The following is a 23,893-nucleotide window of genomic DNA, read 5'->3' as shown; positions in this document are numbered from 1 at the left end:
CATAGTTTCTTTTTCGTTAAATCTGTGAAGACACTAACGCGTTTTCTCGCAGATAGTCCGGAAATTCCTCTTCGATCTGTCCAGTGGTCAGATAAGAATAGAAAGTAGGTGCCAATGCGTAGCCTTGTCCCCATTTTGTAATGATCGTCTCACCCTGATAGCCAATGCTTTTAAATTTGGTTTTAATCTTTGTAGCAATACAAGAAAGCTGACTGCGGTTGGAATCCGTTTCGCCTTCCGACCATAGAATGTCGCAAATTTCTTTACGTGACAGCATGCTTCCCTGTGCCTCCAGCAGCAATTTAAACAATCGCTCCTCTTTTTTAGAAAAAAAGATGCGCCCAGTCGTGGTTTGCAAGGAGCGATTTTCCATTTTTTGAATCGGTGGACATTCCTTGGGTTCTTGTTCCAATCGTTTTTCATAATAAGCACTTTGCAGCAACATCAAATTTTCTCGTATAGCGTCTGAAGAAAGGTGCTTGGATAACCAACCAGTCATTCCCTTCTCTTGCCATTCTGTTTTGTTTTCTTCTGTTGAATCCTCAGCAGTCAAGCGAATCACTAAGTTGCTTCCCTTGTCTATCAAAGAAAGAAACTTAGCCACCTCCAAATTACTAATTGTTTCACTCAGCATCACTACTGGAAAGTATTGTAGAATAGAAATCATTTGACTATTCTTAAAAATATCGGTAGAACAGAACACTTCATAGTTCAATAGCTGAAGCTGTTTTTGCAGCTGTTGTTCAGCCAATATGTTTTTTGTGAGTATCAGGATCTTATTCACGTATTCACACTCCTCTGTTTCTATTAAAATTTTGGTGCTTTCTCTACTCCTCCTGCGTCCAAATTAGGGTAAAGAATTCCGGCATCAAACAATAGCCCTTTCCCCAAATCGTCCGCAACAAATCATCGCTAAATCCCACATCCTTCAACTTCTGTTTGATATTTTTCACCAAGACTGACAACTGCGACATCCGGGAATGACTTAAGGGTTCATGCCAAAGGTATTCGCACAGTGCTTCGCGGGAAACAATGTCTGCATGTGCTTCCTGCAAATAAAGAAACACCTGCTTCTCTTTTTTGGTTAACGTATTTAAGAAATTCTCGAAAATCTGATTCGTCAACAGTGTAGTCTCACGTAATGAGTGCACATTTAGTTCTTCTTCCTGTTGCAGCTGGTCCAACTTTTCAGCTAAACATTCTCGCAACACATCAATAGAGATATCCTCTGTCAGCCATTCTGTTACACCTATTTCTCGTAATTGTTCCTGTTCCTCCAAGGTGGGAGCCACACTGAATTTGCGAAAAAGGATGGCTTTTTTTGATGTAAGTTGAGATAAAATATCCGTAATCTCCTTGTTGGTCACCGTTTCGCTGAAAATAATCACTTGAAATTGGTCAATCACCTGCGGGTCTTTTTTTACTTGCTTCAACAGTTGAAAGGAACACCACACTTCGTAATTCAATTGCTGCAATTGTTCTTGTATTTGCTTTTCCACCAGCAAGTTCTTGGTTAATATCAAGATTGGCTGCATAATGTATACTTCCTCTCATTCAAGAAGATTCATTTTTTATTCATCAGCTGCCTTGAATAATGCAGCTCTATCCAAAAATAAAATGATCTATTTCAATTAGTTTTTGTAAAATTTGAGGTATTTCTTACCATCCGCCACGTTTTGGACTTTTCCTATTCACATATCTTGTGGCATCTTTAGGAATCCGTTCAGGCGAGTCGTCCGTATCTACTTCCCATGGATAAAGACCATTCTCATCCATTTCATAAATGTCATCGATATTTGTCGTTTCATCTTCGTGCTTCCGATGCTCAAGCCTTTGTCTTAGGAATTGAATAATCGTTGCTGAAATGAATAAGATAAAAATGAACCTTCTGATCCCCAGATTCTTAATAATTTGGATAATAAGCTGAAAGAAATCTGCCATAGTTATATCCCTCTCTTTTTTAAACAGTATTCGCTGAGTCATAAAAAAATGGATAATCGTTCTCGAGCCACATAATGATTTACTTGTGAATTACAATTAGTTGCTTGCAGATTGAAAAATTATCTCTCTGTTTTTTTGCTCTAAAGCTAAGTCATAGTTTCGATAATTAATAAACCCTGATAAAAAATGTTCGGCATCATCAATTCTCATTCGACAGCGGTCATGTCGCGCATAAAACCCACCTTCAATCGTTTCAGGATAAGCAAAGAACATCGCAAATTCAGGCCACATTGTCCCAGTCTTTAATTCATGAATGGCTCTTTTTTCCATTACCTTTTTCAGCTGAGTAAATTCCTTAAGTGTGAAGAGTGATGTACCCAAATCCAGTTCCTGTATCCGAGAGAACATTTTGACAGCAGCTACTAATAACTCCAGCATCGTTGGATAGGCGGTATCTCTATTCTCAATAAAGCTTAAGTTGTCCAAAGCATTTCGAACTCCAAATTCAAAGTACTTTCTTTTTGGTACATAGCTGGTTAATTCATTTACTGAGTAGCTTAGCCAATGATCATGATGCCGCTCATACCCCTTCTCAATAAAGCTGTTCATCAATAACTCAGCTAGGTTCAACCATTTCTTTTCTTTTACCAAAGGGTATGCACGCATAATTGCAAATAGTGCTTCCCCATCGTAATAGATAATCCTAAAAGTCTCTCTTTCAGTTAAATCGCTGTTTAAAACATGGGTAGTAGAACCATCTGCAGCAATAAAATCCTCCATGCCATTTAAAAATCTTTTAATCTCTGGTAAAAAACATGGGTTCCCAGTAACCATTTGGTATTTAGTCAAAGCCAAAATAACCATAGCCTGTGCTCCAAGCTTTAGTTCAATCCCGTCCTTTAGCTTTTCAATTACATAATAGTTCTCATTAACTTTCTGAGTAAGATTCTCTAATCCCCAGTTAATACCTTGTTCAATTTTGTGCAGGAAGTCTTCATCAACTAGCTCCTTCGCATTTAAATACTCATATGCTTCTAACAATGCGTATAAACTTGAGTAATGACGGACACTGTTGTAACTATTAATTAGTTTTCCATAAGCAGGAAAGTATCCGTAGATAAATTTTCCATTATCTTCAATTTGATCCACTAAATAGTTCGCACCTCTAATAATTCCTTGATCCAACATTTCCCATTGATTTTCTTCATTTATGACACGCATTCCTTGACCGTATGACTCTATTTCTAATGGATAAATCTTCCCCTCTTCAATAAAAATTCCTTTTTTAGTGAAAAATTCCCATTCTTTATCGAATACGGCCAAAGGATTTGCTACACCTCTTTTATCGCGGCGTTTTATATATCCTCTTAAATTTCCTTCATTGAGACGCAAACGCGCGTCTTTTCTTACAATGCTATGGTCTGGATGCGGAACCAATAAAGCATTCCCAACAATTTCTTCTGGCAAGAAGGTATATAGATTATCTTTTTTGAATTTCACTCCAAAACGGAAATAGTTGTTTCGCTGAATTTTGAGAAAAGCTTGTTTTCCCTCTTCAGCACTTACTTTTTTAACCGAATCAATCAGCTCGATTTTTACCCACTTAGGTAAAATTGGATATTTTTTTAGATAACGTTCAACCTTTACCCAAGCTCTTTCAAATGTTGATCCAGTTGTATGCCAAACCTTTCCACGCTTGTCTTCAACACAGGTAGTGATAAAAAATTGAACCCCTGTATTTTCTTCTTTAATCAATCTTTTTAAGGCTAGTTTTACTTCTCTCATTACACTAGAACGTGTGCGTGTCATGAGTCCTCCTCCTAATCATTCCAAGTTTTCAGTCTTGAAATGAACTAATTAATTTTTCTACTATCTCCTAAAGAATAACTTTGTACTAATAATCTCCTATAGTTATATGAAGATAAGCTTTATCAATAAGATTGAATCGGCAAATCAAACGCCTCACTCATTTCTTTTGTTATTTTCCTTATAGAAGTTGTCTGGATTAGTTCACCTTGGACCACTAACCTAGTCTCAGCATATAAATCTCCACAAGTAATTAATGTAACTAATTCTTTATCGGGTACTTCCTCCAACACTTCAACACGGGAAGGCTCAATCCTTTCTTTTGAATTTACTTGATATGTATAGACATTCGTTAAGTCAGTTAAGAAAATTTTGTCTCCCATATTTATATTTTCCAAAGGTGTAAACAAAAGGTTGGGTTGATCTGAGCGATGACTGGCTAAAGCATAATTTCCTATCCCCATCTCTTGATCGGGTGCAAGCGTGCCTGCTCCATAAAGCAATGACTCATTAGAAAGGCCTTTAAAAATTGGCAGCCGAATATTCACACTCGGTATAGCAATTCCAGCTATAACAGGAAGATTGTTTTTCTTCCCATTTATCTGAGATTTCAAGATGGCCTCGGAGTTAAGTGATTGTACTTTATTAAAATCAAAAGAACTTTTTCTCCGTTTATTATTCTCAAGCTCTTGTTTACTTAGGTGTGCGATTGCATAGTTTTCTCCGGTATTCTTTATAAAATAGTTTCTTAGCGGTTTGTTAAATAGAAGAAAAAGACCCCCTATAATCAAAACAAAAGAACAAAACCTCACTAAAATTTTCTTCATATTTTCCCTTTCTGAAAAAAAACGAACGATCTATCTAAACTTATCAATTCTTTGTTATAGAAAGATCGTTCGTCATGTTACAATTTCCTACTCATTCTGATCAAAAAAATCATCGATTGTATCTTTTGTTTTTCGCTTTTTCCTTCTCAGTTTGTCTTTTAAGCCTAATAAACCAATTCCTATAGCTCCTAAACCAGCTAACGGATAAGAAGATTCTTTAACATCTGTTCCCGTCTTCGGAAGTGCGCCTGCTTTTTTCGTCTTAGAAACAGGAGAATTGCTCAAAGTTGTCGGAAGTTTCTTATTAGAATCTGAATCGCTATCGGAGTCTGAGTCGCTATCGGAATCTGAGTCACTGTCCGAATCCGAATCACTATCGGAATCCGAGTCACTATCGGAATCTGAATCGCTGTCCGAATCTGAATCACTATCCGAGTCTGAATCACTGTCCGAGTCTGAGTCGCTGTCTGAGTCTGAATCACTATCGGAATCCGAGTCACTATCAGAATCTGAATCACTGTCCGAATCCGAGTCGCTATCGGAATCTGAGTCGCTGTCCGAGTCTGAATCACTGTCCGAATCCGAGTCGCTATCGGAATCTGAGTCGCTGTCCGAGTCTGAATCACTGTCCGAATCCGAATCTGAGTCACTATCGGAATCTGAATCACTGTCTGAGTCTGAATCACTGTCTGAGTCTGAATCACTATCTGAATCCGAGTCACTGTCTGAGTCTGAGTCACTGTCCGAGTCTGAATCACTATCGGAATCCGAGTCACTGTCCGAATCTGAATCGCTATCCGAGTCTGAGTCACTGTCTGAGTCTGAATCACTATCTGAGTCTGAATCGCTATCGGAATCGCTGTCCGAATCTGAATCACTATCGGAATCTGAATCACTATCCGAGTCTGAATCACTATCAGAATCTGAGTCGCTGTCTGAATCACTATCGGAATCCGAGTCACTATCAGAATCTGAATCACTGTCCGAATCCGAGTCGCTGTCTGAGTCACTGTCTGAGTCTGAATCACTATCGGAATCTGAGTCACTGTCTGAGTCTGAATCACTATCGGAATCACTATCGGAATCCGAGTCACTATCCGAGTCTGAATCACTGTCCGAATCCGAGTCGCTATCGGAATCTGAGTCGCTATCTGAGTCTGAATCACTATCTGAATCCGAGTCGCTGTCTGAGTCTGAATCACTATCGGAATCTGAATCGCTGTCCGAATCTGAGTCACTGTCTGAGTCTGAGTCGCTATCCGAGTCTGAGTCACTATCGGAATCTGAATCACTGTCTGAGTCTGAATCACTATCGGAATCTGAGTCACTGTCTGAGTCACTATCGGAATCTGAATCGCTGTCCGAATCCGAATCACTATCTGAATCCGAGTCGCTGTCTGAGTCCGAGTCACTATCGGAATCTGAATCACTGTCTGAGTCTGAGTCACTATCGGAATCTGAATCACTGTCCGAATCTGAATCACTATCGGAATCTGAGTCACTGTCGCTGTCCGAATCTGAATCGCTATCCGAGTCCGAATCACTGTCCGAATCCGAATCACTGTCGCTGTCTGAATCGCTGTCCGAGTCCGAATCACTGTCCGAATCTGAGTCGCTGTCTGAGTCACTATCGGAATCTGAATCGCTATCCGAGTCTGAGTCACTATCAGAATCTGAATCACTATCGGAATCTGAATCACTGTCCGAGTCTGAATCACTATCGGAATCCGAGTCACTATCAGAATCTGAATCACTGTCCGAATCCGAGTCGCTATCAGAATCTGAGTCGCTATCAGAATCTGAGTCGCTGTCTGAGTCACTATCGGAATCTGAATCGCTGTCTGAATCTGAGTCACTATCGGAATCCGAATCGCTGTCCGAATCCGAATCACTATCGGAATCCGAGTCGCTGTCTGAGTCTGAATCACTATCAGAATCCGAATCGCTATCAGAATCTGAGTCGCTATCAGAATCTGAGTCGCTATCAGAATCTGAGTCACTGTCTGAATCCGAATCACTATCAGAATCTGAGTCGCTGTCTGAGTCTGAATCGCTATCAGAATCTGAGTCGCTGTCCGAATCCGAGTCGCTATCCGAGTCTGAATCACTATCAGAATCTGAGTCGCTGTCCGAGTCTGAATCGCTGTCGGAATCTGAATCACTATCAGAATCTGAGTCGCTATCTGAGTCTGAGTCGCTATCCGAGTCTGAGTCTGAATCACTGTCTGAGTCTGAATCGCTATCGGAATCTGAATCGCTGTCCGAATCCGAATCACTATCGGAATCCGAGTCACTGTCCGAATCTGAATCGCTATCCGAGTCCGAGTCTGAATCACTATCAGAATCCGAGTCGCTATCGGAATCTGAGTCACTGTCTGAGTCTGAGTCACTATCCGAATCTGAATCACTGTCTGAGTCTGAATCACTATCAGAATCTGAGTCACTGTCTGAATCTGAATCGCTGTCCGAATCCGAGTCGCTGTCTGAGTCTGAATCACTATCAGAATCCGAATCGCTATCCGAGTCTGAGTCACTGTCCGAATCCGAGTCGCTGTCTGAATCACTATCAGAATCTGAGTCGCTGTCTGAATCCGAATCACTATCAGAATCTGAGTCACTGTCTGAATCTGAGTCGCTGTCTGAATCTGAATCACTATCAGAATCCGAGTCGCTATCCGAGTCTGAGTCGCTATCAGAATCCGAATCGCTATCCGAGTCTGAGTCGCTGTCTGAATCTGAGTCGCTATCCGAGTCTGAGTCGCTATCAGAATCCGAATCGCTATCCGAGTCTGAATCACTGTCTGAATCCGAGTCGCTGTCTGAATCCGAATCACTATCCGAATCTGAGTCGCTATCCGAGTCCGAATCACTGTCCGAATCTGAGTCGCTATCAGAATCCGAATCGCTATCCGAGTCTGAATCACTGTCTGAATCCGAGTCGCTGTCTGAGTCTGAATCACTGTCTGAATCCGAATCGCTATCCGAGTCTGAATCACTGTCCGAATCTGAGTCGCTATCCGAGTCTGAGTCGCTATCAGAATCCGAATCGCTGTCTGAGTCTGAATCGCTATCCGAGTCCGAATCACTGTCCGAATCTGAGTCGCTATCCGAGTCTGAGTCGCTATCAGAATCCGAATCGCTATCCGAGTCTGAATCACTGTCTGAATCCGAGTCGCTGTCTGAGTCTGAATCACTATCCGAATCTGAGTCGCTATCCGAGTCCGAATCACTGTCCGAATCTGAGTCGCTGTCTGAGTCTGAATCACTGTCTGAATCCGAATCGCTATCCGAGTCCGAATCACTGTCCGAATCTGAGTCGCTATCCGAGTCTGAGTCGCTATCAGAATCCGAATCGCTATCCGAGTCTGAATCACTGTCTGAATCCGAGTCGCTGTCTGAGTCTGAATCACTATCCGAATCTGAGTCGCTATCCGAGTCTGAGTCGCTGTCCGAATCCGAATCACTATCCGAATCGCTGTCCGAATCACTGTCCGAATCTGAGTCGCTGTCTGAATCCGAATCGCTGTCTGAGTCCGAATCACTATCCGAATCTGAGTCACTGTCTGAGTCTGAATCACTATCCGAGTCTGAATCACTGTCTGAATCCGAATCGCTATCCGAGTCCGAATCACTGTCCGAATCCGAGTCGCTATCCGAATCCGAATCGCTATCCGAGTCTGAATCACTGTCTGAATCCGAGTCGCTGTCTGAGTCTGAATCGCTATCCGAGTCTGAGTCACTATCCGAATCCGAATCGCTATCCGAGTCTGAGTCGCTGTCCGAATCCGAGTCGCTATCCGAGTCTGAATCGCTATCCGAGTCTGAATCGCTATCGGAATCTGAATCACTATCGGAATCTGAGTCACTGTCTGAGTCTGAATCGCTATCAGAATCCGAGTCACTATCTGAGTCCGAATCACTATCGGAATCTGAGTCGCTGTCCGAGTCTGAATCGCTATCGGAATCTGAATCGCTGTCTGAATCTGAGTCAGCATCGGAATCACTTTCATCGTCTTCTGCATATACAATAACTGTATTCTTCTCTGGATCTTTTACTTTAGGTGTTTTGTATCCTAATTCTGGTTTTGTTTCGTCAATAAGCTCCAACTCTTCCCCATCACATGTTGCTACGTACCCGGGGTAATATGGAATGAAGATATCTCCTTCAGATATAGCACTTGGGTCAGTAGAATCATTTTCATACTGAACATATTCTGTTTCATCTTCTGGACTGATTGGAGTCAATTCATATGAACCTAACTTACTATATATATAGTTAATCGTTGATCCATTTTCACTGACAATTCCTTCATCTGAGTCGGAACGTTTCTCAACTAATAAATATCCTGAGATAACTTGCTTATTTTCTGAAATAGTATCTCCTACAAAGACATCTTTATTATCACTAGTTATAAAATTATTATCTTTGTCATAATAGTTGTAAGTGATCGTTGTAGCATTACCCTGATATTTATAAACTACTAATGATTCATGGTTAGGCTTAACTTTCGTATCATCTGAATTACTTTCAGATTCTATAAAGGTATAGCCCGGAATGGCTATTTCTTTATTTACTATGTTGTCGCCAACTCTAGCAGGAATCACTTCAACATTTAATTCTCTATCATGTTGATTTATATATTGGTAAGCAATACTCGATTCATCACCGATATAAATATAAGTTATGATCGACTTACCGTCTGGATCAACAAAATTATCTGCATCTGAGTTACTCTCATCAATCTCTGAGAATGAGTAATGTGAAATTGTTTGAATGTTACTTTCAATCTCGTCTCCCACACGAGTTGAAACCTCGATTGGCTCTAATATCTTGTCTCCTACCTGATTAATGTATCTGTAGGTAATAGTCGATGCGTTACCCTCGTAAATATAAGTCACTACCGAACTACCATCTTCCGCAGCAGTCTCTGCTGAGTCATCCGATTTTCGCAAAAATGTAAAGCCATCAATCGTTTCTGGATTGTCTTCAATGGCTTCATTTGCTTTTGCGGATTTAGTTGCTGCAGGAGCAATTTCTCTCCCTAAATCATTGACATATTTATAGGTAACTGTTGTTTCAGCAACCCATTGATCAGAGTTTGGGCTAGGCTCACCCAAATACTCAATAGCTTCATTTAACGCTTGGTCACCTAATGATCTGAAAGTATTAGTTAGTTCAATAAGTTTAGCAGTAGTGATACCCGCTGGAATTTTTCCAATTTCTACTATTCCCTCTGATAGAGCATTATATGCAGGATCTAAAAAATTATAATAAGTTATTGATCCATCACCATATGGATCTCTATTGTCACTTGACCCTAATACATTATTTGCTTCTAGTATTGCTTGATCTCTCTGACTTTTTGCATTAGTAGTTGCTTCTGATAAATTATCGGCTGCTATTTTGACTGTTCCAAGAAAGTTTAATGAATCTTTTGCACGAGCCTCTAATAATTGATCAATCAACTCAGGTATATTGGGTTCATTGTAATAAGGCTCAGCACTTAGCAAAACCTGATAAATCATCTGATAATATAGTTCTTGTTCTCGTCCAGACATGCCTTCAGGTGGCACTAAGTAAGGTGGAACTTCCCCATTATCTCTTCCTAAAGATAAATATTGATTTACTGTAGTAAAGGTAAAATCAGTTGTGTTACTAACTTCTTTTGAATTATCAATACCTTCCGCATAAGAATTGTTGCTAAATGTTAACGAACTGATTAGGAAAAAGATCATTGGGCTACTTGATAAAATAAGCTTCTTTCTATTTTTCCTATAAACAATCTGAGATGTATTATCCTTCATTGAATATATGCGTGATTTCAATCTTTTCACTCCTCTTGAAATAGAAAGGCTACACTGCTAGGTATAGTCTAGTTGTGTAGCCTTCATTTTTGCTTATTCTATATTAGCCGTTCTCTTTGCCATCATTTCTCTTTTTCCTACGAGACGTACTATAGAATGTTACTCCTAAACCAACTAATCCTATTCCAGAAATAGCATATTTGATTGTTTCTTCCTCAGAATTTGTTTTTGGTAAGTTTTTACTAGTAGTATTGTTAGCTGTTCCACTATTATTTCCCGTAGTAGGAAGTTTCTTACCAATATCTGAATCACTGTCTGAATCTGAATCGCTATCGGAATCTGAGTCACTGTCTGAATCTGAGTCGCTGTCCGAGTCCGAATCGCTATCCGAGTCTGAGTCACTATCGGAATCTGAATCGCTATCCGAGTCTGAGTCACTGTCTGAATCTGAATCACTATCCGAGTCTGAATCGCTATCGGAATCTGAATCACTATCCGAGTCTGAGTCGCTATCCGAGTCTGAATCGCTGTCTGAGTCTGAATCACTATCGGAATCTGAATCACTGTCTGAATCCGAGTCGCTATCCGAGTCTGAGTCACTATCGGAATCTGAATCACTGTCCGAGTCTGAATCACTATCGGAATCTGAATCACTGTCTGAGTCTGAATCACTATCAGAATCTGAGTCACTGTCCGAGTCTGAGTCACTGTCCGAGTCTGAGTCACTGTCCGAGTCTGAGTCACTGTCCGAGTCTGAGTCACTGTCCGAGTCTGAGTCACTGTCCGAGTCTGAGTCACTGTCCGAGTCTGAGTCACTGTCCGAGTCTGAGTCACTGTCCGAGTCTGAGTCACTGTCCGAGTCTGAGTCACTGTCCGAGTCTGAGTCACTGTCCGAGTCTGAGTCACTGTCCGAGTCTGAGTCTGAGTCGCTATCCGAGTCGCTATCGGAATCTGAATCGCTATCCGAGTCTGAATCACTATCGGAATCTGAATCACTGTCTGAGTCTGAATCACTATCAGAATCTGAGTCACTGTCCGAGTCTGAGTCACTGTCCGAGTCTGAGTCTGAGTCGCTATCCGAGTCGCTATCCGAATCTGAATCGCTATCCGAGTCTGAGTCACTGTCTGAATCTGAATCACTGTCCGAGTCTGAATCACTATCGGAATCTGAGTCACTATCCGAGTCTGAATCGCTATCGGAATCTGAGTCACTATCCGAGTCTGAATCGCTGTCCGAATCGGAATCGCTGTCCGAGTCTGAATCGCTATCCGAATCTGAGTCACTATCCGAGTCTGAATCGCTATCGGAATCTGAGTCACTATCCGAGTCTGAATCACTATCCGAGTCTGAATCGCTATCCGAATCTGAATCGCTGTCCGAATCGGAATCGCTGTCCGAGTCTGAGTCGCTGTCCGAGTCTGAATCGCTATCGGAATCTGAGTCACTATCCGAGTCTGAATCGCTATCCGAGTCTGAATCGCTATCGGAATCTGAGTCACTATCCGAGTCTGAATCGCTATCGGAATCTGAGTCACTATCCGAGTCTGAATCGCTGTCCGAGTCTGAGTCACTATCCGAGTCTGAATCGCTATCGGAATCTGAGTCACTATCCGAGTCTGAATCGCTATCGGAATCTGAGTCACTATCCGAGTCTGAATCGCTATCGGAATCTGAGTCACTATCCGAGTCTGAATCGCTATCGGAATCTGAGTCACTATCCGAGTCTGAATCGCTATCGGAATCTGAGTCACTATCCGAGTCTGAGTCGCTGTCCGAGTCTGAATCGCTATCGGAATCTGAATCACTGTCCGAGTCTGAATCACTATCGGAATCTGAGTCACTGTCCGAGTCCGAATCGCTATCCGAGTCTGAATCACTGTCCGAATCTGAGTCACTATCCGAGTCTGAATCGCTATCGGAATCTGAGTCGCTGTCCGAATCTGAGTCACTATCCGAGTCTGAATCACTATCGGAATCTGAGTCGCTGTCCGAATCTGAATCACTGTCCGAATCTGAATCACTATCGGAATCTGAGTCACTGTCCGAGTCCGAATCGCTATCGGAATCCGAATCACTGTCCGAGTCTGAATCACTATCGGAATCTGAGTCACTATCCGAGTCTGAATCGCTATCGGAATCTGAGTCGCTGTCCGAATCTGAGTCACTATCCGAGTCTGAATCGCTATCCGAGTCTGAATCACTGTCCGAATCTGAATCACTATCGGAATCCGAATCACTGTCCGAGTCTGAATCACTATCGGAATCTGAGTCACTGTCCGAGTCTGAGTCACTATCCGAGTCTGAATCGCTATCGGAATCTGAGTCACTGTCCGAGTCTGAGTCACTATCTGAATCTGAATCACTGTCTGAGTCTGAATCACTATCGGAATCTGAGTCACTGTCCGAGTCCGAATCGCTATCGGAATCTGAATCACTGTCCGAGTCTGAATCGCTATCAGAATCTGAGTCACTGTCCGAGTCTGAATCACTATCGGAATCCGAATCGCTGTCTGAGTCCGAATCGCTATCGGAATCTGAATCACTGTCCGAGTCTGAATCACTATCGGAATCTGAATCGCTGTCCGAATCTGAGTCACTATCCGAGTCTGAATCGCTATCGGAATCTGAGTCACTATCCGAGTCTGAATCGCTATCGGAATCTGAGTCACTGTCCGAGTCTGAGTCACTATCTGAATCTGAATCACTGTCTGAGTCTGAATCACTATCGGAATCTGAGTCACTGTCCGAGTCCGAATCGCTATCGGAATCTGAATCACTATCCGAGTCCGAATCGCTATCAGAATCTGAGTCACTGTCCGAGTCTGAATCACTATCTGAATCCGAATCGCTGTCTGAGTCCGAATCGCTATCGGAATCTGAATCGCTGTCTGAGTCCGAATCACTGTCCGAATCTGAATCGCTATCGGAATCTGAATCTGAATCTGAATCACTATCGGAATCTGAGTCGCTATCCGAGTCTGAATCGCTATCAGAATCTGAGTCGCTGTCCGAGTCTGAATCACTGTCTGAGTCCGAATCGCTATCGGAATCTGAATCGCTGTCTGAGTCCGAATCACTGTCCGAATCTGAATCGCTATCGGAATCTGAGTCACTGTCTGAATCGCTGTCCGAGTCTGAATCACTATCGGAATCTGAGTCGCTGTCCGAGTCTGAATCACTGTCTGAGTCTGAATCACTATCCGAGTCTGAGTCACTGTCTGAGTCCGAATCGCTATCGGAATCTGAATCGCTGTCTGAGTCCGAATCACTGTCCGAATCTGAATCGCTATCGGAATCTGAGTCACTGTCCGAGTCTGAGTCACTGTCCGAATCTGAGTCGCTATCTGAGTCTGAGTCACTGTCCGAATCTGAATCACTATCGGAATCTGAGTCGCTGTCTGAATCCGAATCACTATCAGAATCTGAATCGCTATCGGAATCCGAATCACTATCTGAGTCTGAATCGCTATCGGAATCTGAGTCACTGTCCGAGTCTGAGTCACTATCTGAGTCCGAATCGCTGTCCGAATCCGAATCACTGTCCGAATCTGAGTCGCTGTCTGAATCCGAATCACTATCCGAGTCTGAATCGCTGTCTGAGTCTGAATCGCTATCGGAATCCGAGTCGCTGTCTGAGTCTGAATCACTATCCGAGTCCGAATCGCTATCGGAATCTGAATCACTGTCCGAGTCTGAATCGCTATCAGAATCTGAGTCACTGTCCGAGTCTGAATCACTATCGGAATCCGAATCGCTGTCTGAGTCCGAATCGCTATCGGAATCTGAATCACTGTCCGAGTCTGAATCACTATCGGAATCTGAGTCACTGTCTGAATCGCTGTCCGAATCTGAGTCACTATCCGAGTCTGAATCGCTATCGGAATCTGAGTCACTATCCGAGTCTGAATCGCTATCGGAATCTGAGTCACTGTCCGAGTCTGAGTCACTATCTGAATCTGAATCACTGTCTGAGTCTGAATCACTATCGGAATCTGAGTCACTGTCCGAGTCCGAATCGCTATCGGAATCTGAATCGCTGTCCGAGTCTGAGTCACTGTCCGAGTCCGAATCGCTATCGGAATCTGAATCGCTGTCCGAGTCTGAGTCACTGTCCGAATCTGAGTCGCTATCTGAGTCTGAATCGCTGTCCGAGTCTGAGTCGCTATCAGAATCTGAGTCACTGTCGGAATCTGAGTCACTGTCCGAGTCTGAATCTGAGTCGCTGTCGGAATCCGAATCGCTATCGGAATCTGAGTCACTGTCTGAGTCTGAATCACTGTCGGAATCCGAATCTGAGTCACTATCTGAGTCTGAATCGCTATCCGATTCAGAGTCGCTGTCATCGTCAGCTAGCTTGTAATCAATAGTTATTTTTTTATCTTCGTCTCCTTCTTTAACCGTTGGAGCCTTGTATCCAGCTCCTGGGTTATCGGGATCAATTAACTCAAGTTTTTCACCATTGTAATAGGCATCAAATCCTTCATGATAGGGAATCGTAGGTACATTTGCTTCATTAGACTCTAGCACCTTGGATTTGTCTGTAGGATCATTAGTAAACTTAATTTCTGTTGTACCTGTAAATCCTTCTTCGTCGCTGGTTATTTCATAACTACCTAGCTCAGCGTACGTATAAGTGACCGTCACAGGACCCTTCGTTCCCACTTTATTCTCTTCCGTAGCTCCAGTGATTACAGTTCTATCCGCTTTTAAAGTGTATCCATTAATAAGAACAGATTTATCTGTAATATCTGCATTAACTGTAGTATTATCAACAATAGTTTGCTGAGTTTCTATAGGTTGTCCATTTGTGTCAACAAAGTTATAAGTGATAGTAGTCTCATTAGGAACTAATCTAAGATGAGTATCTTCAGTTGGGCTTGCAGGAGTAATCGATCCTCCATTGTTATAGTCATTACCTGAAGCATCTTCTAAGTGATACCCTTCAGGAACATTTGTAATAGCCACATTTGCAACTGAAATCAAATCAGCATTCACACTATATTGAGTATTTGTTAATCCAGAATCGCCTGGATAAGCGCTAACATCGTAAATGACTGATCCAACTTCTTGATAGTAAAAATTGATTTCGGGATCAGCATCAGGTCCAATAACATACTGAAGTGTTGCAGAGTCAGCAAGTAATACTAGTCCTTCAGTCCGATAGTTACTTGATGCCCGAACTAATCTACTTTGTCCAGTAGTACCTGTAATTGGTGTTCCTTGATCTAGTAAGGTTTCATTCCCTTCAGCATCTTTTTTGATGTAGTTAACTGGAACAGTATAGTTTAAAGGCTCATATAAGAAATCAACAGATTCAGTATTTTCTTCTGCCTGCGTATAAGTGTAAGTTCCATCTCCGTTATCAACAAAGCTATCTGGAGCATTTTCATAACCCACGTATTTATATCCTGGAATTTCTGGTGGTGTTAACACTCCATCTCTTCTTGCAAAGTTAAAGATTCGATCACTACCTTTAACTGTTTGATTCTTATTACCATTATTTTTATAGTTGACTGTTATATATGATGGATTTTCAATATTTACGACAGTGGCAGTTGATGTACTTCTACTTTCTGTTGAGTAGCCCGTAGAATCTGAATACTCGACTCTCATAGTATGTTCTCTAGAATCATCGGTGAAATAGAAATGTAGTAAATTATAATCACTAAAAACATAGTTTCTATATGCATCATTAATTCTTTCGATTACAACGGGATCCGTGTACTCTACTCCATATAAATCTTCAAAAAACTCTGCGGGTGTGTCTAAACCTGTTCGATCTTTAAACGCCTTGTACTCATTACTGTCTGTCAAGGTAAATCCATTTTCTTTTAAACCAATATTTCTGGCTGTAGTATAAGTATGATCCCCTGTTTTTATTACTGTATACGTTTGTGGACCAGCAGCCTCTAATAATGCAAATATTTGTTCATCAGTAGCATCTTCTGGAACAGGGACAAATCTTAGAACATTACCACTTAAACCTTCTGACATTTGAAAAAAATTATTTCCATCTGAGGAAGGCATATATATAGAATTATAAAATCCATCTACATTATCTTCTCCATGTTCGCCGGTATAACTTGAAACTACTGATGCCTCAGATTCAATGGTTATTTTTTCCATTTGTATAATATTGTCATAAGGAATTGAAATTTCTCTTCCTTGCAATAACTCTTCCAAGCTCCTGGTATTTACAAGAGAGTAGATATTTCTCATTAAGTTAGGGGCTGCAGCAATATCACTCCTATTAGTCCATTGTGGCCCACTTGGTCCCCAAGTCATTGATGAGGTCAAAGTTTGTTTTGGTTCACCCGATAGATAAATGTTTACGGGTTTAGCTGCTAAAGTCTGAGTTTCATTGTCGAATGTCTTTTGAAACCCCATTAATGAACCAGTTCTACCAGGAATAGTTACTTCAACATTTTTTGCATTTTCTTCCGTAATATCTTCAGTTATTTCTATCTTAAATCCTACTTCATTTGATACATAACTCAATGCTCCAATACCATTTAAGTCTGTTTTAAGTTCACCAAATAAAGTTACATCTCCAAATAAGGTTTTAAAATCAGAAGTTATAGGAATAATTACTATATCACCTGTTTTAATTTGAGTATTAGTTAATTCTAATTGGAAGTGTATTCCATTATCTATCCCTAGGCCACCATAGTTTCCACTTACAGCTGCTCCACTTCCGTCAACGACATACACATCAGAAACTTGAATTCCTTCGTCTTGATTTCCCATCCAAGTTTTCGAAGCTCTATTTAAATCAGATTGTGTATTTACTAATTTAGATTCCTCATTTATAGATGCCAGTGAATCAAAAGAACTATTATCATCTTCTATTAATCCACTATTATTAGTACTACTGGTTATTTCAGTATCTGCTTCTGCAGCTAGCACGGTACTTGCCAATCCAGGTAATCCAACAGATGCAGCTGTTACAATTCCAGCTACCCCACTTTTCACTACCCAGTGTTTCTTAACCTTATGCATTTTGTACTTCTTAACTGGTTCTCTCCGATAAACCATAACGCGCTTATTATGACTCATATATTAAGCCAACTCCTTTTCTTTCCCATTTTCCTTTTTATTCGATGATGATAAATGATCTACTACTTTCCCTAGTCAAACCCTCCTCACTCATACCTAAATGAATCTAATACAAGTTAGCTTGCAAGTAATAAATATATGTCTATTCTCGTAATTCCTTCACCTTTTCCGCCAACACTAAGATCTCCTTCAGCGTCTTGTATTCCTTGAAGTCATAGAGAAAGATCACCTTTTGACTGAACTTCTTTTCCAACGTTAAATACCGCAGGACAAAGGGATCATAGATCGACGCCGTCTCTGCTTTCTTCCCCACTTACATGACCTCTTTCTCCTGTGTCAGTACCAGGGTTGGTGGTTCTTGTGGTGTGCTGCTGGTTTGTGTCTTTTGACGAACGGCTTCGTTCTGCTTCGTTAAGGTCTCGATGCTGTTCACGTATTCTTGGCTGATTTCTTGTCGAGTTGCGGCCATCATGCCGGCGAAGGTTTGGACTTCCTCACAAATTTGCGTTCTCAGCTGTAATAGCTCTTGCCGTTTTTGTTCTAAATTGGCTTTTTCGGCTAAGAGTTCATTGGCCTGTTGATCCTGTTCCTTCTGCAGGGTGCTGATTTCCAGCTTGGCATCGAAGAGGTATTGCAGGCGCTCTTCTTCTGCCGCATTTAGTAAGCTGGTCTTTTGTTGCTCCGCCTCAGAAAGCAAGGTGGCTTTCTTTTTCTCAGCTTCCTCTAACAGTCGATTGGCTGCTTTTTCTGCGGCCTGCAGGGTCTTTTGCGCAATGCGCTTCATCTTATTGAGATCCTCGTACTCAATCTGCAGCTCCTGGAAGCGTTCCAGCGGTTCTTTTTGAAGCTCCAGCTGTTTCTTTTCCTGTTCCAGCTGCTGAATTTTCTTCAGTAACTCATTTTTTTCCTGCTCCAATCGCGTCACTGCTGTGTGTTGTCCTGCTTGATGCTTGGCAAGCTCAGCGTCCAAGCGATCCTTTTCTTCGACTAAGCGGCGAATACGTTCGTCGTAGGTCTCATAGTCATCCGCCACATTCCGCAGAAAATCATTGACGTCCAGCTGACGAAAGCCGCCTAAAACATTTTTCTTAAAGGTCAGCTTCCTGATCTCAATGGCTTCAAAATTCATTGGCATAGTTCCTTTCTTACGCTTGGATTTTTTGCAATTCTTCCTGATAGGCCGTGGCCCAGTGCTCCCACTTCTCATCATTGACCCGAGCTAAAGCGGCCTTGTAGTCATAAATCAGCGTATCGCGGAAGTTGATTTCTTCTCGCTTAGCCAGTTCCAGCTCCTGTTTGGTGTGTTCCATCTGTTCGGCCAACTGTGCCAATTCATTTTTGGCTTCCTCCAGCATGACGGCTTTTTCCTGTTCCAGCTTCATCAGCTCTTGTTGGCGGGTGCTTTCCATTTCCTGTTTCTTGGCTTCCATTTGTTCAATCAGGCGAGCCATTTCCTGCTGCAGCCCTTCTCGTTTCGCTTGGGCTTCTCGCATCAGCTGTGCTTGTTCTTCTTTGGCTTCTTTAATGATGCGCCCTCGTTCCACATGGGCTTCTTCAATAATTTTGGCACCTTCTATTTCGGCACTGCGCTCGATTTCCAAGGCAGCTTCCTGAGAAATCAGGATGGCTTCCTGGAAGGTGCTGCCGGTTGGCTTAACTGGTTCTTGCTTTTGCTTGAATTGCAGGTCTCGCAGCTGGCGTTCCAGGTCTTCAATTTCTTTCTTCTGTTCATGAATGGTGACCACATATTCCGAACGTTCCTTGCTCATCTCTTCGGCTTGTTTCTTCTGATGCGTGGTCAACATCTCGATCTCTTCCTTTAGATCTTCCTTGTCTTGTTCAAATCGCCGATAATCCTTAGCGACGTAATACAAGAAGTCATCCACGTCGTATTTCCGATAGCCCGAAAAAGATGCCACGGGAAACGTGGTTTTCTTAATCTTTTCTGCATCAAATTTCATTCAATTCCCCCTCCTAAAACAATACTGTTGCTGGATCAACCAGTCGCTCCACTGCTAAGGTTGAATCTAAGCACAATTCAAAGTGCAAATGGCTGCCGGTGCTATTCCCGGTTGAACCAACAAAGCCGATCGTTTGTCCTTGCTCCACTCGTTCGCCTGCGTTGACTGCGAAGTTGCGTTGGTGAGCATACAAGGTCGTTTCACCATTCTCATGCTGGATCACGACATAATTGCCCCATGAGTAGTGATATTCTGCGATTAAGACCGTGCCCGCTTTACTAGCGAAAATAGGCATGCCTTCACCTGCAGCTAAGTCAATCCCGCGATGGAATTCACTGCCGCGCATCCCAAAGGAACTAGACACGACAAAATCATTTAATGGTAGTAAATACCCCGATGAAGCAACTTGATTAGTTGCTGTCCCCTCTTCTTTCGGATGATCGTATTGCGTTAAGTTGTAGGTTTCGATCAAGCCATTCAGCTTCTTATTGTAAGAAGTGTCGGTGGCGTACTTACCAGTTAAGAAAGCCGTAGCCTCTTCATAATTCTCGGTCGTGGTCTTCCAAGCCCCCTTGTAAAAATCAGGATTGCCCGAAATCCCTTCTTTTAACAGCTTGGCATAATCTTCAAAGCAATCTTCGTAATCGTCGTAGGCTCTGAAGCTGGCTTGAATAGTTGTCATATTGCCGCCGCCCGTGTCTTCTTGAGTGGCAAAGCTGACACTTTTGCCTTCATGCTCACCCTTAATCCCAAACAAATTGTAGTTTGGAGCTTGCGCCAATTGACTGCCGCCAGAACCGGATTCTAGAATGGCTTGGGCAATCATGACTGAGGCATATAAGTCATGTTCTTGCCCGACTTCTCTTGCCGCTTCCCCGATTTCTTCAATGAACTCCGTCGTGGTTAGATTCCGATCAAACTTGATAGAGCCATGACTCACTGTTGTTTGTTGGGGCCCAACAGGTACCACGTTTTCCGGTGAGTGAACAACAATCGGTTCTGGAGCTGGTTCTTGAACGGGTTGTTCCACCGGCTGTTGCACGTAAATAACTTCATATTCTGATTCAGTTACCGGAGTCTCTTTCTCCGGTTCAGCTGGTTTTGGCTGTTCAGGTGTCGGCGTTTCCTTTTCAGGCTCAGGTTCTGGTTTTGGTTTCTCTGGCTCCGGCTTCCCTGGTTCAGGAATTGGTTCCGGTTCCTCTGGCGTAGGAGTAGGATCGGGTGTTTCTCCCTCCGTATCGCCTGGATCTGGTGTAGGTGCTTCCTCTTCCCCATTTGAATTAGGCGTTGGAAGTTCTTCCTTATCCGATTCCGAATTTGTCGTTTCTTCTCCAGATTGGTTTTCAGCTGCCGCACTGTTTTGATCAGGTAAAACGACCTGTTCACTATTCTCATCAGGTGCAACTGGTTGTTCGCTCGTTTCTGCTTTTGCAGTTTCCTGAACAACAGTCTTCGCTTCTTCTTTCGTCTCAGCTGAGGCAGTTGCCTTGGTCTGATCAACCGTAGAAGTCGTTGCCGTTTTGTCAGCTGTTGCAGCTCCAAATGAAATTGACCCACTTGTTGGTGGTGCTTCACTGCTGATTTTATTTTCAGTGGCAATAACTTCTTCTGCTGCATGGGCTAAAACAGAGGTACTGTTTAGCGCAATCGAGGCAGAACCTAGCAGTGTCGTAGTCCCGATAATGCCTTTTTTCAATTTTGGATGTTTGCAGCGAGAACGAAAAATTTCTTTGTCCAATAACCGTTGATACCTTTGTTTTCTATTCACAGTATTTTCTCCTTACATCTATAAGATAAGAACGTGCCTATCCCCCTTACTTGAAGGTCCAATTTGTTTTCTATATAATTAAGGGTTATAGCCTATGCTGTAGGTACTTCATTAAAGGCTAGCATCGTACCCGGTTCATTCAGTGCTATTTCGCTGATTTCATAGGTCAAACGTTGGACCAGCTCTAATAAAGGTGCGGCTAATTCAGATAGCTCGGACTCGGTCAAATCTTCTCGTGTTTCAACCACCTTGTCTTTAATGTGGTTTATTTGACTGATGCTTCCAGTCACCTTGAATTGCTTCACCGTTAACGTAAAGTCCAAGCGCAAACCAATCGTACTTGTCTGACGCTTGAGGGGTTCTGGCTGTTCTGTTTCAAGTGGGAGAATACTCAGATTGAGCACTTGATCTTCTGATTGCTCCGTCTTCACACGATCATAGTGGAAGGCTTCAACCAGTGGATTCCGTCTATGGATATTCATTTGTTCACCTCCCAGATTTAAGCATTTAGTACCTATTCAGTATCGGATCATAGATAAACTTTCACTTCATATAGAAGGTGAATTTTTTCATGGTCTTGGAAAAACCAGGAAAACAGCTAAAATCATGTTTAAACCAACAAAAAAAACCATCAATTGACCAGAATTGACGGATAAAAAAGTATATAAACGACTTCACTATGTTTTTCATTTATCAAATTAAGCAACAAAGACAGGTTAAAAAAGGCCTTAACAGTTAATATAGTTCCTTAAATTCGACATCAAATATTAGTAAGCGCTTTCTAAAAAAGAGAAAAACAAGTCCTTCCTACAAACAGCATACTTACTTTTTGTAAGATTATCTAATGGCTTCTTCCATTTGTTCTACAACTTGAATTCGTTGATCCAGTAAAGAATCGGTATAGGTGTCCAACGTCAATTTTACAGAGCTATGCCCCATTAAGTAACTGACACTTTTAATATCGCCTTTACTCTCAATACATCTTGTAGCAAACGTATGGCGCAGCTGATGAAAATGAATGTCTGGCAGCTTTGCTTTTTTACGAATACGATGGAAATGATAAGTCAAAAGCCTAGGCTCTGATGGTTTAAGATTCGTGGATAACACATAATTGCCCTCTGATTTTATTTTGTGCTCTAACAAAACCTTTCTCAAGGTTTGACTCATCGGAATCACTCGAATAGAGGCCGCTGTCTTTGAACTTGCATGAATAAGCTTAGTTTTTTTGCTTCCAAATATACCTGAAATTCGTTGTAATGTTGATTTAACACAGATCAAATTCCGTTCAAAATCAACGTCATTCCAGGTTAAAGCAGCCGTTTCTCCGATGCGCAGACCAGCGTGGAGAGCCATTAAAACCGAGAGTCCTTTCCCATTTGCTTCAGCCAAAGCAGTTTTTTCCAAATCCTTTTGTGCTTGTTTACTTAATGCTTGATTTTCTGCCTTTTTCACCTTGGGAAGCTTTATTCGAGAGAAAGGATTTACGTTCAATTGTTGCTTTTCAATCGCATAATTTAAACACTGATTTGTAATGCGAAAAATCACCTTTATAGTAGAAGCTTTTAGTCTCCGCTGTTGCAGCGACTGCAGTAACGTTCCCCCAATCTCTTCATTTAATTCGTTCATTCCATACTCACCAATAACCGATAAAACATAGTGAGTCAGCTTATGTTCATAATTGGCATAGGTAGAAGGTTTGATTTCTGCCTGTAAATCTCGCAGCCAAATCATCCCCCATTCTTGTAAAGAAATGCACGAACTTCCTTGCACTTCTTGGAGAATTTGGTATTTAAGCTTTAGCGGATACAGTTTTTTTCTTACTTCTTGTAGTGTTTTCCCGTAGACCGAACGGTATTTTTTTCTGCCGTTCGCTTTTTTGCCGACCGCATACCTTCCTTCCCACCGTTTGTCTTTTCTTTTATAGATGTTTTCGCCTCTACGCATCCATTTTCTTCCTTTCTTACTATTGACGGAAATAATGACGGTAAATAGAAAAAACCGCATCAACTCCCGTTTTTTGTCCAACTCTACCCATAAAGAATAAATAGAATTGTCCATATTAATTATTTTTTTAAAACATATTGCGTATTTTCACGGCCTATTCTATAATTAAAACAGTTAAGAATAAGAAATTGAAAAAAATGAGTTTTAACTATTCAAAGGCTCGTGGTTTTTCCAAGACTATGAAATTTTTAACTGCAATTATTCCACTCCAACTACTAGATTTCCCCCCGCAGCCAATAAAACGTCATGTGAAAAATTAAACTTTCAGCCCCTTATTATATATCAAAAATGGATCATTTAATTAAAGAGAGCTAACAAAAATATAAATTTTATGTTCATATCCAGCCTGAATGATCTAACTAGTTACCTTATACTCGAAAAAAAGTTCTTTTTATTTAAGCAACGCTTGTAACTGTAGATAATAAAAACACCTAGCTGCTTCTATTAACTAGAAGTAACTAGGTGTTCTGTTTGTTTATTTCGATTGTAGTGGTTAGCCTCATAACATTCGTGAACTATTATATTTCATAATAGATAAGTTGTAGGCGCCTCTCATGCTTAATTAGATCTTTTAAATAGTGGATAAGGAAATCTAGCAGAAGTTCTCCGCTGTTTTATAAGAAGTTTTTCTTTTAGCCAATTTACTATCATATACAAATCTGAAAATAATCCACCGAATTCGTCGGGACAAAAAATTAGTTGTTTAACAACGAACTAAGGTGGC

13 protein-coding genes are annotated in these 23,893 nt (G+C 41.7%); all 13 read right to left on the bottom strand.

Going from position 1 to position 23,893, the window contains the following annotated elements; all coding sequences use genetic code 11:
- Window positions 1-16: 16 nt before the first annotated feature.
- The 13 genes from I588_RS05245 to I588_RS05190 all read right to left on the bottom strand — a co-directional run bounded on the left by I588_RS05245 (window position 17) and on the right by I588_RS05190 (window position 23,109).
- Window positions 17-784, bottom strand: coding sequence for a winged helix-turn-helix domain-containing protein (locus I588_RS05245; RefSeq protein ID WP_010757924.1), 768 nt, complete (start codon window positions 782-784; stop codon window positions 17-19).
- Between the two features lie 43 nt (window positions 785-827).
- Window positions 828-1,535, bottom strand: coding sequence for a winged helix-turn-helix domain-containing protein (locus I588_RS05240; protein ID WP_010757923.1), 708 nt, complete (start codon window positions 1,533-1,535; stop codon window positions 828-830).
- 124 nt (window positions 1,536-1,659) lie between these two features.
- The gene (locus tag I588_RS05235; RefSeq protein WP_010757922.1) at window positions 1,660-1,941 is read right to left on the bottom strand and encodes a hypothetical protein; all 282 of its coding nucleotides are present in this window, start codon (window positions 1,939-1,941) and stop codon (window positions 1,660-1,662) included.
- Window positions 1,942-2,037: 96 nt separating this feature from the next.
- Window positions 2,038-3,750: a hypothetical protein gene (locus I588_RS05230; protein WP_010757921.1), complete on the bottom strand. Its 1,713-nt coding sequence runs from the start codon at window positions 3,748-3,750 to the stop codon at window positions 2,038-2,040.
- Window positions 3,751-3,872: 122 nt separating this feature from the next.
- Window positions 3,873-4,574, bottom strand: coding sequence for a class A sortase (locus I588_RS05225; protein WP_010757920.1), 702 nt, complete (start codon window positions 4,572-4,574; stop codon window positions 3,873-3,875).
- An 87-nt stretch (window positions 4,575-4,661) separates the two neighbouring features.
- The gene (locus tag I588_RS26765) at window positions 4,662-10,400 is read right to left on the bottom strand and encodes a MucBP domain-containing protein (protein WP_016250037.1); all 5,739 of its coding nucleotides are present in this window, start codon (window positions 10,398-10,400) and stop codon (window positions 4,662-4,664) included.
- Between the two features lie 82 nt (window positions 10,401-10,482).
- Window positions 10,483-17,436 (bottom strand): MucBP domain-containing protein, encoded by a 6,954-nt coding sequence (locus tag I588_RS26760; protein WP_016250036.1) that lies wholly within the window; start codon window positions 17,434-17,436, stop codon window positions 10,483-10,485.
- A gap of 142 nt (window positions 17,437-17,578) precedes the next feature.
- Window positions 17,579-17,749 (bottom strand): hypothetical protein, encoded by a 171-nt coding sequence (locus tag I588_RS27560; RefSeq protein ID WP_010757912.1) that lies wholly within the window; start codon window positions 17,747-17,749, stop codon window positions 17,579-17,581.
- Window positions 17,750-18,565 (bottom strand): DivIVA domain-containing protein, encoded by an 816-nt coding sequence (locus I588_RS05210; protein ID WP_010757911.1) that lies wholly within the window; start codon window positions 18,563-18,565, stop codon window positions 17,750-17,752.
- A 16-nt stretch (window positions 18,566-18,581) separates the two neighbouring features.
- Entirely contained in the window at window positions 18,582-19,397 is an 816-nt protein-coding gene (locus tag I588_RS05205) for a DivIVA domain-containing protein (RefSeq protein WP_010757910.1), read from the bottom strand.
- 13 nt (window positions 19,398-19,410) lie between these two features.
- Window positions 19,411-21,165 (bottom strand): glucosaminidase domain-containing protein, encoded by a 1,755-nt coding sequence (locus tag I588_RS05200; protein ID WP_010757909.1) that lies wholly within the window; start codon window positions 21,163-21,165, stop codon window positions 19,411-19,413.
- Between the two features lie 92 nt (window positions 21,166-21,257).
- Complete coding sequence (locus I588_RS05195; RefSeq protein ID WP_010757908.1) at window positions 21,258-21,647, bottom strand: DUF1149 family protein; 390 nt, start codon at window positions 21,645-21,647, stop codon at window positions 21,258-21,260.
- Between the two features lie 355 nt (window positions 21,648-22,002).
- Complete coding sequence (locus I588_RS05190; RefSeq protein WP_010757907.1) at window positions 22,003-23,109, bottom strand: tyrosine-type recombinase/integrase; 1,107 nt, start codon at window positions 23,107-23,109, stop codon at window positions 22,003-22,005.
- Between the last annotated feature and the right edge of the window lie 784 nt (window positions 23,110-23,893).

The sequence above is a fragment of the Enterococcus pallens ATCC BAA-351 genome (genome assembly GCF_000407485.1).
In the GTDB taxonomy this organism is placed as follows: domain Bacteria; phylum Bacillota; class Bacilli; order Lactobacillales; family Enterococcaceae; genus Enterococcus_A; species Enterococcus_A pallens.
The sequence above is the reverse complement of the archived record's forward strand: the minus strand, read 5'-3'. Positions and strand labels throughout refer to the sequence as shown.